The following is a 15764-nucleotide window of genomic DNA, read 5'->3' as shown; positions in this document are numbered from 1 at the left end:
AACTCGGCCGGTGCCGGAGGGCGCGGGAACACGTGGGCACGAGGGCGCCCATGAGGACTCACCGCACCCCCACCAGCGAGTCCGCCTCGGCCTCCCGCAGCGCCATCTCCCGCAGCGGCCCGTCCTCGGCCGTCAACCGCGCGTACGGCCCCCGCTGCACGACCCGGCCCGCATCCAGCACGATCACCTCGTCCACCGCCTCGAGCCCGGCCAGCCGGTGAGTGATGAGCAGCGTGGTACGGCCCTCGGTGGCGGCCAGCAGATCGGCGGTCAGCGCGTCCGCCGTCGGCAGGTCCAGGTGTTCGGCGGGCTCGTCGAGTACCAGTACGGGGAATCCGGCCAGCAGCGCGCGGGCCAGCGCCAGCCGTTGCCGCTGCCCGCCGGACAGCCGCGCACCGTGCTCGCCGACGAGCGTGTCCAGGCCGTCGGGCAGCGAGTCCACCCAGTCCAGCAGCCGGGCCCGGGCCAGCGCCCCCCGCAGATCGGCCTCGGTGGCGTCCTTCCTGGCCAGCAGCAGGTTCTCGCGCACCGAGCTGTCGAAGAGGTGAGCGTCCTGCGCGCACAGCCCGACGAGCCGCCGTACGTCGTCCCCCGCCGGCGCGCACGCGTCCACCCCGGCGAGGGTGTAGGTGCCCCCCTCCGGTTCCAGGAACCGCAGCAGCACCTGGGCGAGGGTCGTCTTGCCGGACCCGGAAGGCCCGACGACCGCGACCCGGCGCCCCTGTTCCAGCGTCAGGTCCAGCCCGGTGAGCGCCTCCCGCCGCTGGCCCTCGTACCGCGCGACCAGGCCCTTGAGGACCACCGGGAACGGCGAGACGGGCGCCTGCCGGGGCGACTCGGGCTCGCGTACGGGCTCGGGCGCGTCCAGAACCTCGTACACCCGCTCCGCGCTGCGCCGCACCCGCTGCCGGTACCGCACGGCGAGCGGCAGACCGAGTACGGCTTCGAAGGCGGCCAGCGGGGTCAGTACGACCACGGCCATCGCCACGCCGCTCAGCCGGCCGGCCGCCACGGCCTGGGCACCGAACGCCGCGGTGGCCGTGACGGTCAGCCCGGAGACCAGCGCGGTGAGCCCGTCGCCGAGCCCGGTGACGGCGGCGGAACGCGCGGCGATCCGGGTGAGGGCGCCGTCGGCCCGCCGGGCCGCGTCCGTACGGGCCGGCAGCGCCCCGGCCACGGTCAGCTCGGCGGTGCCGGTGAGCAGGTCGGTCACGCGGGTGGCGAGCAGTCCCCGGGCGGGCGCCAGCCGCCGCTCGGTCCGCCGGGCCGCGGTCGCGGTCAGCAGGGGCACACCGACGCCGGCCGCCAGCAGCCCCGCCGCGAGGGCGGCACCGGCCTCGGGCAGCAGCCAGGCCGTGAAGCCGACGGAGACGACGGAGACGACGAGGGCGGTGCCGGCGGGCAGCAGCCAGCGCAGCCAGTAGTCCTGGAAGGCGTCCACGTCCGCGACCAGCCGGGTGAGCAGATCACCGCGCCGGACACCCCGCAGTCCCGCGGGAGCGAGGCGCTCCAGCCGCCGGTACACCGCGACCCGGGTGCCGGCCAGCATCCGCAGGACGGCGTCGTGCGACAACAGGCGCTCGGCGTAGCGGAAGACGGCCCGCCCGATCCCGAAGGCCCGGGTCGCGGTCACGGCCACCATCAGGTAGAGCACCGGCGGCTGCTGCGAGGCCCGCGAGATGAGCCAGCCGGAGGTCGCCATCAGCCCGACGGCACTCCCCAGCGCGAGACTGCCCAGCACCAGGGCCCCCACCAGCCGCCCAGCCGCCCCCCGACCACTCTCCCGAACCCGCCCCCACACCCGCCGCCCCACCCCAGCGACCTCCGGGCCCCCCACCACTCCACCACGCCGAGCCCCCGACGCCCCACCTTCCAGCCCACCGAGCCGAGCCCCCGCCAGCTCACCATCCAACTCACCGGGCCGGAACCCCATCGGTTCGCCTTCCAGCCCACCGAGCCGAGCCCCCGTCGGCTCACCGTTCACCCCACCGGGCCGGCACTCCGCCGGCTCACCATCCACCCCGCCGAGCCGAGCCCCCCTCGGCCCACCATCCATTCCACCGAGCCGGAATCCCGTCGGCTCACCATCCAGCCCACCGAGTCGGATGGCGGGTGGGCGAGGTCGGGGGTCCAGGGGGCGGAGCCCCCTGGTCGGCCACACGCCCGCCGGGTACGTCACAGACCCGGCCCCCTCCAGCCGCACCACCCGATCGGCCACCCCCAACAACGCCGGCCGATGCACGACGAGCAACACGGTGCGCCCGGCCACCAGCCTCCGCACCGCCGCCACCACCTCCCCCTCCGTCGCCCCGTCCAACGCAGCCGTCGGCTCATCCAGCAACAGCACGGGCCGGTCCGCCAGAAACGCCCGAGCCAGCGCAAGCCGCTGCCGCTGCCCCGCCGACAGCCCCGCCCCGTCCTCCCCGAGCACGGTGCCGACCCCCTCCGGCAGCGCCTCCACGAACTCCAGCGCACCCGCATCCCGCAGAGCCCGGCGCACGGCACCGTCGTCGGCCTCGGGCCGAGCCAGCCGCACGTTCTCCGCGATGGTCCCTGCGTACAGATGCGGCCTCTGCGGCACCCACGCGACCCGCGACCGCCACTCCGTCAGATCGAGGTCCCCGAGATCGGCACCCCCGATCCGCACCCGTCCCTCGGTCGGCCGTACGAACCCCAGCAGCACACTCAGCAGCGTCGACTTGCCCGCCCCGCTCGGCCCGACCAGCGCAACGGTCTCACCGGGCTCGACACTGAACGACACCCCGGTCACCGCGTCCGAGGAACGCCCCGGATAGCGGACGCCGACTTCTTCGAAGGTCACAGCGCCCGCGGGCACCGCACCCGTACCGGACACCGGCACCGCCGTCTCCAGCACGGCGAAGATCTCCTGCGCCGCGGCAAGCCCCTCCGCCGCCGCGTGATACTGCGCGCCCACCTGCCGCAGCGGCAGATACGCCTCGGGCGCCAGCACCAGGATCACCAGACCGACGTACAGGTCCATGTCGCCGTGGACCAGCCGCATTCCGATCGTCACGGCGACCAGCGCGACCGACAGCGTGGCCAGCAGTTCCAGCGCGAACGACGAGAGAAAGGCGATGCGCAGCGTCCGCAGAGTGGCCTGCCGGTACTCCCCGGTGATCCGGCGGATGGACGCGGCCTGCGCCTTGGCGCGGCCGAACACCTTCAGCGTGGGCAGTCCCGCGACCACGTCCAGGAAGTGGCCGGACAGCCGGGACAGCAGTTGCCACTGACGGTCCATCCGGGACTGGGTCGCCCAGCCGATCAGCATCATGAAGACCGGAATCAGCGGCAGGGTGCCGACGATGATCGCTGCCGACACCCAGTCCTCGGTGACGATCCGCGCCAGCACCGCCACCGGTACCACCACGGCCAGCCCCAACTGCGGGAGGTAACGCGAGAAGTAGTCGTCCAGGGCGTCGACTCCCCGCGTGGCCAGCGTGACCAGCGAGCCGGTCCGCTGTCCGCTGAGCCACCCCGGACCGAGCGCCGCCGCCCTGTCCAGAAGCCGCCCACGCAGCTCCGATTTCACCGCCGCGCTCGCGCGATGGGCGGCGCGTTCGGTCAGCCACGCGACAATCGATCGCCCCACGGCCACGGCAGCCAACAGCAGCAGGGGAGTGCTCAGGCCAGCGGCCGACTGCCCGTGCTGGAACGCTCCGACGACGATCTCGGCGACAAGCATCGCCTGAGCGATGACCAACCCGGCACCGACAGCCCCCAGACCGACGACGGCCGCGAGGAAGAACCGGGTGGCACGGGCGTAGCGCAGAAGGCGCGGATCGATTGGTTTCACGTGAAACATGCCCTTCGGGCCCAGAGGGTGTGTTTCACGTGAAACACACCCTCGGCGGACTCAGTGCGCGGCGCCGGCAGCAGCCTCAGGAGCGATGTGCTGCGTACCGATCCGCTTGCGGAACACCCAGTAGGTCCAGCCCTGGTAGAGCAGTACGAGCGGTGTGGCGATCGCCGCCAACCACGTCATGATCTTCAGGGTGTACGGGCTGGACGAGGCGTTGGTGACCGTCAGGCTCCAGTCCCCGTTCAGCGTGGACGGCATGACGTTCGGGAAGAGCGAGAGGAAAAGCATCGCCACGGCGGCCACGATGGTGACACCGGACAGTGCGAACGCCCATCCTTCCCGGCCCGCCTGATTGGCCACGAGAGCTGCGACCAGGGCCACCACGGCCACGACCAGGGCCACGAGGCTCTTGCCGTCGCCGCTGTCGGCCTGCGTCCACAGCAGGAACGCGAGCGCCACCACGGCCGCGACCAGGCCGACCCACCGGGCCAGCTTCCGCGCCCGCACCCGGATGTCCCCGACCGTCTTGAGCGCGGTGAACACCGCCCCGTGGAAGGTGAACAGGGTGAGCGTCACCAGACCACCGAGCAGGGCATACGGGTTGAGCAGGTCCCAGACGGTGCCCACGTACTCGAAGTGCTGGTCGATCTTCACTCCCCGCACGATGTTCCCGAAGGCCACGCCCCACAGGAACGCCGGGAGCAGCGAGGTCCAGAAGATGGCTGTCTCCCAGTTGCGCTGCCACTTCTCCTCGGGCCGCTTGGCCCGGTACTCGAAGGCCACACCCCGGACGATCAGGCAGACCAGGATGACCAGCAACGGCAGGTAGAAGCCGGAGAAGAGAGTGGCGTACCACTCCGGGAAGGCGGCGAAGGTCGCACCGCCCGCGGTGAGCAGCCACACCTCGTTGCCGTCCCAGACGGGTCCGATGGTGTTGATCAGCACGCGGCGCTCGGGCCGGTCCCGGGCGAGCAGCTTGGTGAGGATGCCGACTCCGAAGTCGAACCCCTCCAGGAAGAAGTAGCCGGTCCACAGGACGGCGATCAGGACGAACCAGACGTCGTGAAGTTCCATGACTGTTCCCCCGGCCTAGTACGAGAAGGCCATCGGCTTGTCGGCGTCACGGGTGTCGCCGCCGATCTTCGTGGGCGGATTGAGGTCGGCCTCGGTCAGTTCGGGCGGGCCGGCCTTGACGTACTTCGCGAGCAGCTTCACCTCGACCACAGCGAGGATCGCGTACAGCGCGGTGAAGACGGCCATCGAGGTGAGGACCTCTCCCTGGGAGACACCGGGGGAGACCGCGTCCCGGGTCTGCAGGACGCCGTAGACGACCCATGGCTGGCGGCCCATCTCGGTGAAGATCCAGCCCCAGGAGTTGGCGATCAGCGGGAAGGCCATCGTCCAGGTCGCGATGCGCCAGTACCAGGGGGTGAGCGTCGGGCTGAGCGCCTTGTTCTTGAACAGCACCAGGTGCGGTACCTCGTCGTCACCGACCCGCAGATGCTGCGGCAGCATGAACTTCTTGCGGGTGAGCCAGAGCCCGGCCAGCCCGATGGCGAAGGAGGCCATGCCGAAGCCGATCATCCAGCGGAAGCCCCAGAAGGCGACGGGGATGTTGGGCCGGTAGTCGCCGGGCCCGAACTTCTGCTGTTCGGCCTTGTTGACGTCGTTGATGCCGGGGACGTAGGAGGTGAAGTTGTCGTCGGCGAGGAAGGACAGCAGGCCGGGTATCTCGACGGCCACGCTGTTGTGGCCCTTCTCCACGTCGCCGTAGGCGAAGATCGAGAACGGTGCCGGCTTCTGGCCGTCCCACAGTGCCTCGGCGGCGGCCATCTTCATCGGCTGCTGCTTGAACATGACCTTGCCGAGGGTGTCGCCGCTGATCGCGGTGAGCAGGCCGGCGATGACCACGGTGATCAGTCCGAGCCGCAGCGAGGTCTTCATCTCGCGGATGTGCTTCTTGCGGGCCAGGTGGTAGGCCGAGATGCCCACCATGAAGGCACCTCCCGTCAGGAAGGCTGCCGAGAGGGTGTGGAAGGCCTGGGTGAGGGCCGTGTTCTGGGTCAGCACGGCCCAGAAGTCGGTCAGCTCGGCCCGCCCCCTGGCCTTGTCGATCTTGTAGCCGACCGGGTGCTGCATCCAGGAGTTGGCGGCGAGGATGAAGTAGGCCGACAGGATCGTGCCGATCGAGACCATCCAGATGCAGGCCAGGTGGATCTTCTTCGGCAGCTTGTCCCAGCCGAAGATCCACAGACCGATGAACGTGGACTCGAAGAAGAACGCGATCAATGCCTCGAAGGCCAGCGGGGCGCCGAAGATGTCACCGACGAAGCGGGAGTAGTCCGACCAGTTCATGCCGAACTGGAACTCCTGCACGATGCCCGTGACCACGCCCATCGCGATGTTGATCAGGAAGAGCTTGCCCCAGAACTTCGTCGCCCTGAGGTACTTCTCCTTCTCCGTGCGCACCCAGGCCGTCTGCAGCCCGGCCGTGAGAGCGGCCAGGGAGATCGTCAGCGGGACGAACAGGAAGTGGTAGACGGTGGTGATGCCGAACTGCCAGCGCGCCAGTGTTTCCGGCGCCAAAGCCAGGTCCACGTCGTCACTCTCCTTACTACGGCGTGGTACAGCGGCGGTTTGCCCCCTCTAATGCACACGTACGGGAGCAAACGGGACGCGCTTGTGAACGCGTTCACATTCACAAGCCATTATGACCCACTGATTTTCAGCCTTGGAAGGGGGGTCCCCCCTTCGCCGTCGCGTCAAGACCTTGGCAGCGACTTCAACATATTGTTGAATTGCGCGCCATGCAGATACGCATTTCCTGGCCCGCGGGCAACATCACCGCGACTCTCGACGCCAGCACGCCGACCACGCAGGCCCTCGCCAAGGCACTGCCTCTCGCTTCGACCGCGCGCACATGGGGCGAGGAGGTGTATTTCGACACAGGCGTCGCTGTTTCACGTGAAACGGACGCCCGTCAGGTCGTGGAGCCGGGCACAGTGGCCTTCTGGACGGACGGCGACGCACTCGCCCTCCCCTACGGCCCGACGCCGATCTCGCGAGGCGACGAGTGCCGCCTCGCGAGCCCGTGCAACATCCTCGGCAGCGTGGACGGGGACGCCGGCCTGCTGGCGACCGTACGAAGCGGCGACCCCATCCGGGTCGAACTGATCGAGGAATGACACCCCTGCCGGACTAGAGCTCCTTGCGGAACGCCTCCGCCGCCTTCAGGAAGATGTCGTTCGCCTCGGCCTCACCGACCGTCACCCGCACACCCTCGCCCGGGAACGGCCGGACCACCACACCGTGCTGCTCACAGGCCTGCGCGAACGTGACCGTACGCTCCCCCAGCCGCAGCCACACGAAGTTGGCCTGTGTCTCCGGCACCGTCCAGCCCTGGGCCCGCAGCGCGTCGACCACGCGATTGCGCTCGCACACCAGCGAGCCGACCCGGCCCAGCAGCTCGTCCTCGGCCCGCAGCGAAGCGACCGCCGCGTTCTGCGCCAGCTGGCTCACCCCGAACGGCACCGCCGTCTTGCGCAGCGCCGCCGCCACGGGCTTATGGGCGATCGCGAAACCGACGCGCAGCCCGGCCAGTCCGTACGCCTTGGAGAAGGTGCGCAGGACACAGACGTTGGGCCGATCCCGGTACAGCTCGACACCGTCGGGCACCTCGGGGTCGCGGATGAACTCCCGGTAGGCCTCGTCCAGCACCACCAGCACATCGCTGGGCACCCGGTCGAGGAACCGCTCCAGCTCTGCCCGCCGCACCACCGTGCCGGTCGGGTTGTTGGGGTTGCAGACGAAGATCAGCCGCGTCCGGTCGGTGATCGCTTCCGCCATCGCGTCCAGGTCGTGCACATCGCCCGGCGTCAGCGGCACCTGCACCGACCGGGCACCGCTGATCTGGGTGATGATCGGGTACGCCTCGAACGAACGCCAGGCGTAGATCACCTCGTCGCCCGGACCGCTGGTGGCCTGGATCAGCTGCTGGGCGACGCCCACCGATCCGGTACCGGTGGCCAAATGGGAAAGCGGCACACCGAAGCGATCGGACAACTCGTTCATCAGGCCGGTGCAGGCCATGTCCGGGTAACGGTTGAAGTCGCAGGCCGCCGCGGTCACGCTCTCCAGCACACCCGGCAGCGGCGGATACGGGTTCTCGTTGGAGGACAGCTTGTAGGCGACCGGCCCGCCTGCCGCAGCCGGCTTGCCCGGCTTATAGGTGGGGATACTCTCCAGCTCGGTGCGCAGCTTGGGGCTCGTCTCGCTCACCGCAGTCCTCCTCGCGACCACCGGCGGACCGTCGACGCCGCCGGCTTCCAATACTTCTCACCTTATGAGGATTCGGCGCCGCTGCGTACAGCTGCGGGCCCGGCGGGAACGCGGAAGCCGTCCCGAGGAAGAGGTGAATCTCACGTGCCCCATCGGCATCAGGGGCATCAGCGCACGAAGGCGTACGTTTCGGGGGGCGCGCCGTACATATATCTACGCGCCGGTGGCTTGCGCCGTGGCGCGCATCCCCCGTCAAGGTGAGTTGAGACCTCTTCGAGACATCGGGCACTTGGCAGGTCCATACGCGTCGACGAGTCACGTCTTACTATTGGTTCGGTCAACGGCCTGTTATTCCAAGGGAGTTGACCCTCTATGACCATGCAGAAACGTGCCTGTCAACGCGTGCATATGCGTCCGCACTACCCCACCGCATGAGCCCTACTATCGGCTCGCCATGACAGCAGCAGGGAAGCACCAGGTGAGCCGCGCGGAAACCTCACGTCGAGGCAGCCGGCCGGGCCGGGCGGGCATCAGAGACGTCGCCGCCGCCGCCGGAGTCTCCATCACGACCGTGTCCGACGCCCTCAACGGCAAGGGACGGCTCCCGGATGCCACCAGGCGTCATGTCCGCGAGGTCGCGGACCGGCTCGGGTACCGGCCCTCAGCCGCCGCCCGCACGCTCCGTACCGGCAAATCGGGTCTGATCGGCCTGACCGTGACGACGTACGGGGATGAACCTTTCACCTTCACGGAGTTCGCGTACTTCGCCGAGATGGCCCGGGCCGCCACGTCGGCCGCGCTCGCCCGCGGCTACGCCCTGGTCATCCTGCCCGCCACGTCCCGCCATGACGTCTGGTCCAACGTCGCCCTGGACGGCACGGTCGTCATCGACCCCTCCGACCAGGACCCTGTCGTCAGCGAACTCGTCCGGCAGGGGCTCCCGGTGGTCTCCGACGGCCGCCCGGCCGGTGCCCTCCCCGTCACCGCCTGGGTGGACAACGACCACGAGGCCGCCGTCCTCGGCATCCTCGACCACCTCGCCGACGCCGGCGCCCGCCGCATCGGCCTGCTCACGGGCACGTCGACGGACACGTACACCCATCTGTCGACCACCGCCTACCTGCGCTGGTGCGAACGGGTCGGCCAGGATCCGGTCTACGAGGCCTATCCGGCACACGACCCGTGCGCCGGTGCCGTCGCCGCCGACCGGCTGCTCGCCCGCCCCGACCGGCCCGACGCCGTCTACGGCCTGTTCGACCCCAACGGCACCGACCTGCTCGCCGCCGCCCGCCGCTACGGCCTCCGTGTCCCCGACGACCTGCTGCTGGTGTGCTGCAGCGAGTCCACCGTGTACGCCAGCACCGAGCCGGCCATCACGACGCTCTCGCTGAAGCCGCGCCGGATCGGCACTGCCGTCGTCCAGCTCCTCATCGACGCCATCGAGGGCGTCGAGTCGGACCAGCCGGTCGAGCAGGTGATACCGACCGAACTGATCGTGCGCACCTCCTCGCAGCGACGGTCCCCGCGCACGACGGTCAGTCCGCCGCGGACACCCGACGAGAGGTAGCTCCCGTGGGCGTACCGGCCGGCGCGGGGCCCGGCCGGTACGGCACGAGGCCGGCCGGAAGCGCGTAGGCTCGGCCGACAGTCGGCCGAACATCTGCCCAAACGGGGCGAAAGCCGCGGCGAACCGGAGTCTTGTTCCGATTCAGCACCCCTGGGTCATCACACGGCGCGACGCGCATTCCTATGATGGGCCCACGACACCGCGGACCGCTGCGACCAGGCAGTCCGAAGCGGTGCAGATGCGGCGCGATGGTGGAGGGGTCTGATGACTCAGGGGGCCGGTCGGGGACCCGAGGTGGAGCGGACGGCGACGCTGCGCGACTTCCGGGTACCCGCGTACGTCAACGAGACCGGTCCGTATGTCGGAAGCATCCACCCCGGCGACGCCCTCCCGGCCGCCGACGACGCGTACCCCGAGGGCTACACCCCCACCCAGCGCGACCTGCCCGTCATCAACCGCGGCGACACCGTGCAGGTCACCGTCGAACCGGCCCCCGCCGCCCCGGACCCCCAGCCCGCGACCGGGCCCGGACCGCTGTTCGTCGTCGGAGACGTCCACGGCTATCTGGACGAGCTGATGACCGCCCTGCGGGAGCAGGGCCTCGTCGACGCCTCGGGCCAGTGGTGCGCCGGCACCACCCGGCTGTGGTTCCTCGGTGACTTCACCGACCGCGGCCCGGACGGCATCGGCGTCATCGACCTGGTCATGCGGCTGTCGGCCGAGGCCGCCGCGGCGGGCGGCTACTGCAAGGCGCTGATGGGCAACCACGAGCTGCTGCTGCTCGGCGCCAAGCGGTTCGGCGACACGCCCGTCAACTCCGGCGCGGGCACCGCCACCTTCCAGGCGGCCTGGCTGCTCAACGGCGGTCAGAAGACCGACATGGACCGCCTCCAGGACCACCATCTGCAGTGGATGGCCCGCCTGGACGCCGTCGAGCTGGTCGACGGCTATCTGCTCGTCCACTCCGACACCACCGCCTACCTCGACTACGGCGACTCCATCGAGGCGGTCAACGACACGGTCCGCGAAGCTCTGACCCGTAACGACGCCGACGAGGTCTGGGACCTGTTCCGCAAGTTCACCAAGCGCTTCTCCTTCCGTGACGAGGGCGGTGCCGAGGCCGTGCGCTCCCTCCTCGATACGTACGGCGGCACCCGGGTCGTTCACGGCCACAGCCCGATTCCCTACCTCCTCGGCGAAGTCGGCTCCGAGGAGGGCGAGGAGAACGCCGGCCCGGTCGTCGAAGGACCGCACGTCTACGCCGACGGGCTCGCCATCGCGATGGACGGCGGAGTGACCATGGCCGGAAAACTGCTGGTCCGGCAACTTCCCCTGGATAACTGACCGTTCCCCGGGCAGGCGTCTCCCGGCCGCGTACGCGCAGGCCGGAACGCAATTTCCGGCAATCCCCTGTCAACGTGCGCCGTCGCGGCTCTACCATCGGCTTATCCGTAGCAGGCTCCCCTCCGTTTCTGCCCGACGGCTCGCCTGCGTGCGAGCCCCAAGCCCTACGGAGCATCGGGGGATGCACATGAACAGCGTTCCGCAGCACCTGCAGAGCGAGGACCGCCAGGAATTCGAGCGGCTCCTCGATGAGGCGCTGCGCTCCGCACCACACCGACCGGAACTGGCCGCTGTCGGACAGCGGCTGAACCCCGAACAACTGCGCACCATGGCTCTCAACGCCTCCGCCCTGATCACGGCAGCCGCGGCAGCCGAATACCAGCGCTACGTCGAGATACGCGACGAACTGCGGCATCCGGCGCTCTCCGCCCCGCCGGCCGCCGGCGACTCCGGGACCCCGGAGACCGGCCCGGCCGACACCGGCCTCGTCACCGCCATCGGGGAAGCCGCAGAGAGCACCGGCGCGGGTGCCATCGCGGTCATCGCCGTCCTGGCTCCCGTCCTGTCCGGAACCGCGGCGGCGATCTTCCTGCTCGTCGGCTACATCCTGAAGATGCTGGACCCCGGGCAGACTCTCGCCCGGACCCTGCTCACCACCGGCTGGGTGTTCGGCGCCATGACCGTGGCGGCGATCCTCGTCGCCGCCGTCGGGCTGCTGCTCACCGCCCTGCGCAACAGCACCGCGGCGGACGCCCGGACCAGGGAAACGGCCGACGAAGAGCTGGCCGGGGCCAGAGAGGCCTGGCGGGACGCCCTGCTGGAGCGCGGCATCCTGCCGTTCCTCCAAGAGGCACTGGCCGAGCCCGGCCCGCCCGCCGTGCGCCACCCGGCCCCACCCGCACCGACCGGCCGCATACCGCGCCTGGGCTACGACCGCCCCGGCTTCAGCAGCCCCGACGACGGCACCGCGTCCGGCCGCCCGAGTTTCACCAGCCCCGACTACACGAGCCCGGACTTCGGCGGCCCGGAGCACCGGCCCGAGTGACCCGCCGCGCACCGAGCAGTCCGGGCTCGACACCCGCGCACGAGGTGAGCCGACCGCCCCTCGGCGCGGGCACGTCCGGCGGGCCGAGCGGCTGACCGGTGTGGCGCCCCACTCCCGTCAGCCGCAAGGCCACTGCCCGCGCCTCACCGACGGCCCACCGCCCCGTCGGCACGCCAGGTTCCCCGTGTGCGGTTCAGTCGGCGATCGGCAGATACACGCGGTTCCCGCTCTCCGCGAACTCCTTCGACTTCTGGGCCATGCCCTCCTCGATCTCGGTCCTGCTGCCACCGTGCTCGCGCCGGATGTCCTGCGAGATCTTCATGCTGCAGAACTTCGGGCCGCACATGGAGCAGAAGTGGGCCGTCTTGGCGGGCTCGGCCGGGAGGGTCTCGTCGTGGAACTCCCGTGCCGTGTCCGGGTCCAGGGCGAGGTTGAACTGGTCCTCCCACCGGAACTCGAAGCGGGCGTCGGACAGCGCGTCGTCCCACTCCTGCGCACCGGGGTGCCCCTTGGCGAGGTCCGCCGCGTGGGCGGCGATCTTGTAGGTGATGACGCCGGTCTTGACGTCGTCCCGGTTGGGCAGACCGAGGTGCTCCTTGGGCGTGACGTAGCAGAGCATCGCCGTGCCCCACCAGGCGATCATCGCGGCACCGATGCCGGAGGTGATGTGGTCGTACGCCGGCGCGACGTCCGTGGTCAGTGGGCCGAGCGTATAGAACGGAGCTTCCTCGCAGATCTCCTGCTGAAGGTCGATGTTCTCCTTGATCTTGTGCATCGGGACGTGCCCGGGACCCTCGATCATCGTCTGCACATGGAAACGCTTGGCGATCCGGTTGAGTTCCCCGAGCGTGCGCAGTTCCGCGAACTGCGCCTCGTCGTTGGCGTCCGCGATCGACCCCGGCCGCAGGCCGTCGCCCAGCGAGTACGTGACGTCGTAGGCGGCGAGGATCTCGCACAGTTCTTCGAAGTTCTCGTACAGGAACGATTCCTTGTGGTGCGCCAGGCACCACGCGGCCATGATCGAACCGCCGCGCGAGACGATGCCGGTCTTGCGGTTGGCGGTGAGCGGGACGTACGCCAGCCGGACGCCGGCGTGGACGGTCATGTAGTCCACGCCCTGTTCGGCCTGCTCGATGACGGTGTCCTTGTAGATCTCCCAGGTCAGCTCCTCGGCCCTGCCGTCGACCTTCTCCAGGGCCTGATAGAGCGGCACCGTGCCGATGGGGACGGGGGAGTTGCGCAGCACCCACTCGCGGGTGGTGTGGATGTTGCGGCCGGTGGAGAGATCCATGACCGTGTCGGCGCCCCAGCGGGTCGCCCAGGTCATCTTCTCGACCTCCTCCTCGATGGAGGACGTCACCGCGGAGTTGCCGATGTTGGCGTTGACCTTCACCAGGAACCGCTTGCCGATGATCATCGGCTCGATCTCCGGGTGGTTGACGTTGGCCGGCAGCACGGCCCGGCCCGCGGCGATCTCCTCGCGGACCACCTCGGGCGAGACGTTCTCCCGGATGGCCACGTACTCCATCTCGGGGGTGATCTCGCCCCGGCGGGCGTACGCGAGCTGTGTCACCGCCTCGCCGCTCCGGCCCCGCCGCGGCTGGCGCGGACGTCCCGGGAAGACCGCGTCCAGGTTGCGCAGTCCACCACGCGGCGAGGTGTGCTTGATCCCGTCGTCCTCCGGACGGACGGGACGGCCCGCGTACTCCTCGGTGTCGCCGCGGGCGATGATCCAGTTGTCCCGCAGCGGCGGCAGGCCCCTGCGGACGTCCGTGTCGACGAGTGGATCGGTGTACGGGCCCGAGGTGTCGTACAGCGTGACCGACTGCCCGTTGGTGAGGTGCACCTGACGGACCGGCACGCGCAGGTCGGGGCGCGAACCCTCGACGTACGCCTTGTGCCAGCCGATGGACTTCCCGGCCTCCTGGGACTTCTCGTCCTGAACGGAGGCAGGCGTGCGTGCGTCCTTGTTGGTCATCAGACCTACTCCCTACGCCGGCATTACCCGGTAACAGGTTCGGCGGTCGACGCAGCGGTTTCCGTCTGCCGATGTTTCCTGCGGAACAGCGTTGGTTCCACGTGAAACATCGCGTCTACGGAGGTCAGCGTCCTCTCAGCCCGGTGCTCCGAGCTCCCGCGTGTGCAAAGGTGCCTCCACGCTAGCGTCATGTGTGGCGTGCTGAACAGTGGGCCCCCACCGTTCTTGGGATGATCGGGCGGTGACCAGGATGGAGCAGTACCCGTACCAGCCGCCCGAGCCCCACCCCCGAGACGGCTCGGGTCAGGGCACCGGACCCGGCCATGAAGCCCACGGCGGCGTGGGTGAGGCCGGGCCGGGTCATGCGCACGGCCACAGCCACAGCCACGGCCCTGCCGCCCCCGTATCGCAGCACCTGCGCAAGGTCATCGCCGCGATCCTGCTCCCCTTCACCGCGGCTGTCCTCGTCGGCCTCGTGGTGCTCTGGCCGGGCGACGCTCCGTCCCATAAGCGCACCGGCGTCGGCTTCGACCGGCAGACCCAGCAGGCCACGGTCACCCGGGTCGTCGAGGTCAGCTGCAAGTCGGTGAACGCCTCCGGTGTGCCTCCGGCCGGCGGCACCTCCACCGGCGAGGGCACCTCGGCGCAGCAACAGGACAACGGCTCCTGCAAGAAGGCGACCATCCGGGTCGACACCGGCAAGGACGAGGGGCGTACGTTCACCGAGATCGTGCAGCCGGACCAGACCCGGCAGCTGCACCAGGGCGAGAAGGTGGTGGTCGCCTACGAGCCCTCGGCACCGAGGGAACTGCAGTACTCGGTGACCGATGTGAACCGGAAGTTCCCGATGGCGCTGCTTGCGGGGATCTTCGCGGTGGCCGTCGTCCTGGTGGGCCGGCTGCGCGGCGTCATGGCGCTGGTCGCGCTGGCAGTGAGCTTCCTGGTGCTGACGCTGTTCATCCTGCCGGCGATCCTGCAGGGGTCGAACCCGCTGGTGGTGGCCGTGGTCGGGTCGAGCGCCATCATGCTGATCGCTCTGTACATGTGCCATGGCCTGTCGGCCCGTACCTCGGTGGCGGTGCTCGGCACGCTGATATCGCTCTCGCTGATCGGGGTGCTCGGCTCGCTGTTCATCGGCTGGGCCGCGCTGACCGGCAACACGGACGACAGCACCGGCCTGATCCACGGCCTGTATCCGTCGATCGACATGAGCGGCCTGCTGCTGGCGGGAGTCATCATCGGTTCACTCGGCGTCCTGGACGACGTGACGGTGACCCAGACGTCGGCCGTCTGGGAGCTGCACGAGGCCAACCCGTCCATGGGCTGGCGGGGGCTGTACCGGGCGGGCATCCGCATCGGCCGCGACCACATCGCGTCCGTGGTCAACACCCTGGTGCTCGCCTATGCCGGTGCCGCGCTGCCGTTGCTGCTGCTGTTCTCGATCGCCCAGAGCAGCGTCGGGACGGTGGCCAACAGTGAGCTGGTGGCCGAGGAGATCGTGCGCACATTGGTCGGCTCGATCGGTCTGGTCGCCTCGGTCCCGGTCACCACGGCGCTGGCCGCGCTGGTGGTGTCGGCCGACCGGCCCGGCACGCCTGTCCCGGCACCCGCCGGAGCCCGGACCGCGCCGGCACGCGGCGGCCGGGGCCGGCGCCGGAAGCGGTGAGGGCGGCGGGGCCGGGCGCCCACTGAAGAAGCGTTCCTGCACGATTCCGGGCGGCACGGCTCTCTC

10 protein-coding genes are annotated in these 15764 nt (G+C 70.0%); 5 read left to right on the top strand and 5 right to left on the bottom strand.

Annotated elements, in window-relative coordinates:
* Nucleotides 1-58: 58 nt before the first annotated feature.
* Genes cydD through FHS34_RS21720 form a run of 3 tightly spaced genes read right to left on the bottom strand, consistent with a single transcriptional unit; the run spans nucleotide 59 to nucleotide 6418 of the window.
* The gene (gene cydD / locus FHS34_RS21730; RefSeq protein ID WP_184967903.1) at nucleotides 59-3814 is read right to left on the bottom strand and encodes a thiol reductant ABC exporter subunit CydD; all 3756 of its coding nucleotides are present in this window, start codon (nucleotides 3812-3814) and stop codon (nucleotides 59-61) included.
* Nucleotides 3815-3874: 60 nt separating this feature from the next.
* Nucleotides 3875-4894, bottom strand: a complete 1020-nt coding sequence (gene cydB, locus FHS34_RS21725; RefSeq protein WP_184967901.1) for a cytochrome d ubiquinol oxidase subunit II — start codon at nucleotides 4892-4894, stop codon at nucleotides 3875-3877.
* Nucleotides 4895-4909: 15 nt separating this feature from the next.
* Nucleotides 4910-6418, bottom strand: a complete 1509-nt coding sequence (locus FHS34_RS21720) for a cytochrome ubiquinol oxidase subunit I (protein WP_184967899.1) — start codon at nucleotides 6416-6418, stop codon at nucleotides 4910-4912.
* A 209-nt stretch (nucleotides 6419-6627) separates the two neighbouring features.
* Between FHS34_RS21720 and FHS34_RS21715 the strand changes: the two genes are divergently transcribed.
* Nucleotides 6628-7005, top strand: a complete 378-nt coding sequence (locus FHS34_RS21715) for a cyclophilin-like fold protein (RefSeq protein WP_184968125.1) — start codon at nucleotides 6628-6630, stop codon at nucleotides 7003-7005.
* A 13-nt stretch (nucleotides 7006-7018) separates the two neighbouring features.
* Here FHS34_RS21715 and hisC read toward each other — a convergent pair whose 3' ends face one another.
* Nucleotides 7019-8098 carry a histidinol-phosphate transaminase gene (gene hisC, locus FHS34_RS21710; protein WP_184967897.1) on the bottom strand — a complete coding sequence of 360 codons (1080 nt, stop codon included), beginning with the start codon at nucleotides 8096-8098 and terminating at the stop codon, nucleotides 7019-7021.
* Nucleotides 8099-8552: 454 nt separating this feature from the next.
* Between hisC and FHS34_RS21705 the strand changes: the two genes are divergently transcribed.
* From FHS34_RS21705 to FHS34_RS21695, 3 genes are all read left to right on the top strand, one after another.
* Nucleotides 8553-9665, top strand: a complete 1113-nt coding sequence (locus tag FHS34_RS21705) for a LacI family DNA-binding transcriptional regulator (RefSeq protein ID WP_184967895.1) — start codon at nucleotides 8553-8555, stop codon at nucleotides 9663-9665.
* 264 nt (nucleotides 9666-9929) lie between these two features.
* Nucleotides 9930-11009, top strand: a complete 1080-nt coding sequence (locus tag FHS34_RS21700; protein ID WP_184967893.1) for a metallophosphoesterase — start codon at nucleotides 9930-9932, stop codon at nucleotides 11007-11009.
* Between the two features lie 181 nt (nucleotides 11010-11190).
* Nucleotides 11191-12054, top strand: coding sequence for a hypothetical protein (locus FHS34_RS21695; RefSeq protein ID WP_184967891.1), 864 nt, complete (start codon nucleotides 11191-11193; stop codon nucleotides 12052-12054).
* A 193-nt stretch (nucleotides 12055-12247) separates the two neighbouring features.
* Here FHS34_RS21695 and thiC read toward each other — a convergent pair whose 3' ends face one another.
* Complete coding sequence (thiC, locus tag FHS34_RS21690; protein ID WP_221509200.1) at nucleotides 12248-14032, bottom strand: phosphomethylpyrimidine synthase ThiC; 1785 nt, start codon at nucleotides 14030-14032, stop codon at nucleotides 12248-12250.
* A 250-nt stretch (nucleotides 14033-14282) separates the two neighbouring features.
* Here thiC and FHS34_RS21685 point away from each other — a divergent pair, with 250 nt between their 5' ends.
* Entirely contained in the window at nucleotides 14283-15698 is a 1416-nt protein-coding gene (locus tag FHS34_RS21685) for a YibE/F family protein (RefSeq protein ID WP_184968121.1), read from the top strand.
* Nucleotides 15699-15764: the final 66 nt, after the last annotated feature.

This window comes from Streptomyces echinatus, from assembly GCF_014203595.1.
Taxonomy (GTDB): Bacteria; Actinomycetota; Actinomycetes; order Streptomycetales; family Streptomycetaceae; genus Streptomyces; species Streptomyces echinatus.
The sequence above is the reverse complement of the archived record's forward strand: the minus strand, read 5'-3'. Positions and strand labels throughout refer to the sequence as shown.

Coding starts and splice junctions, on each gene's coding strand:
- cydB (WP_184967901.1), bottom strand. CDS start 4,894: ATGGAACTTCACGACGTCTGGTTCGTCCTGATCGCCGTCCTGTGGACC.
- FHS34_RS21715 (WP_184968125.1), top strand. CDS start 6,628: ATGCAGATACGCATTTCCTGGCCCGCGGGCAACATCACCGCGACTCTC.
- FHS34_RS21705 (WP_184967895.1), top strand. CDS start 8,553: ATGACAGCAGCAGGGAAGCACCAGGTGAGCCGCGCGGAAACCTCACGT.
- FHS34_RS21700 (WP_184967893.1), top strand. CDS start 9,930: ATGACTCAGGGGGCCGGTCGGGGACCCGAGGTGGAGCGGACGGCGACG.
- FHS34_RS21695 (WP_184967891.1), top strand. CDS start 11,191: ATGCACATGAACAGCGTTCCGCAGCACCTGCAGAGCGAGGACCGCCAG.
- thiC (WP_221509200.1), bottom strand. CDS start 14,032: ATGACCAACAAGGACGCACGCACGCCTGCCTCCGTTCAGGACGAGAAG.
- FHS34_RS21685 (WP_184968121.1), top strand. CDS start 14,283: ATGGAGCAGTACCCGTACCAGCCGCCCGAGCCCCACCCCCGAGACGGC.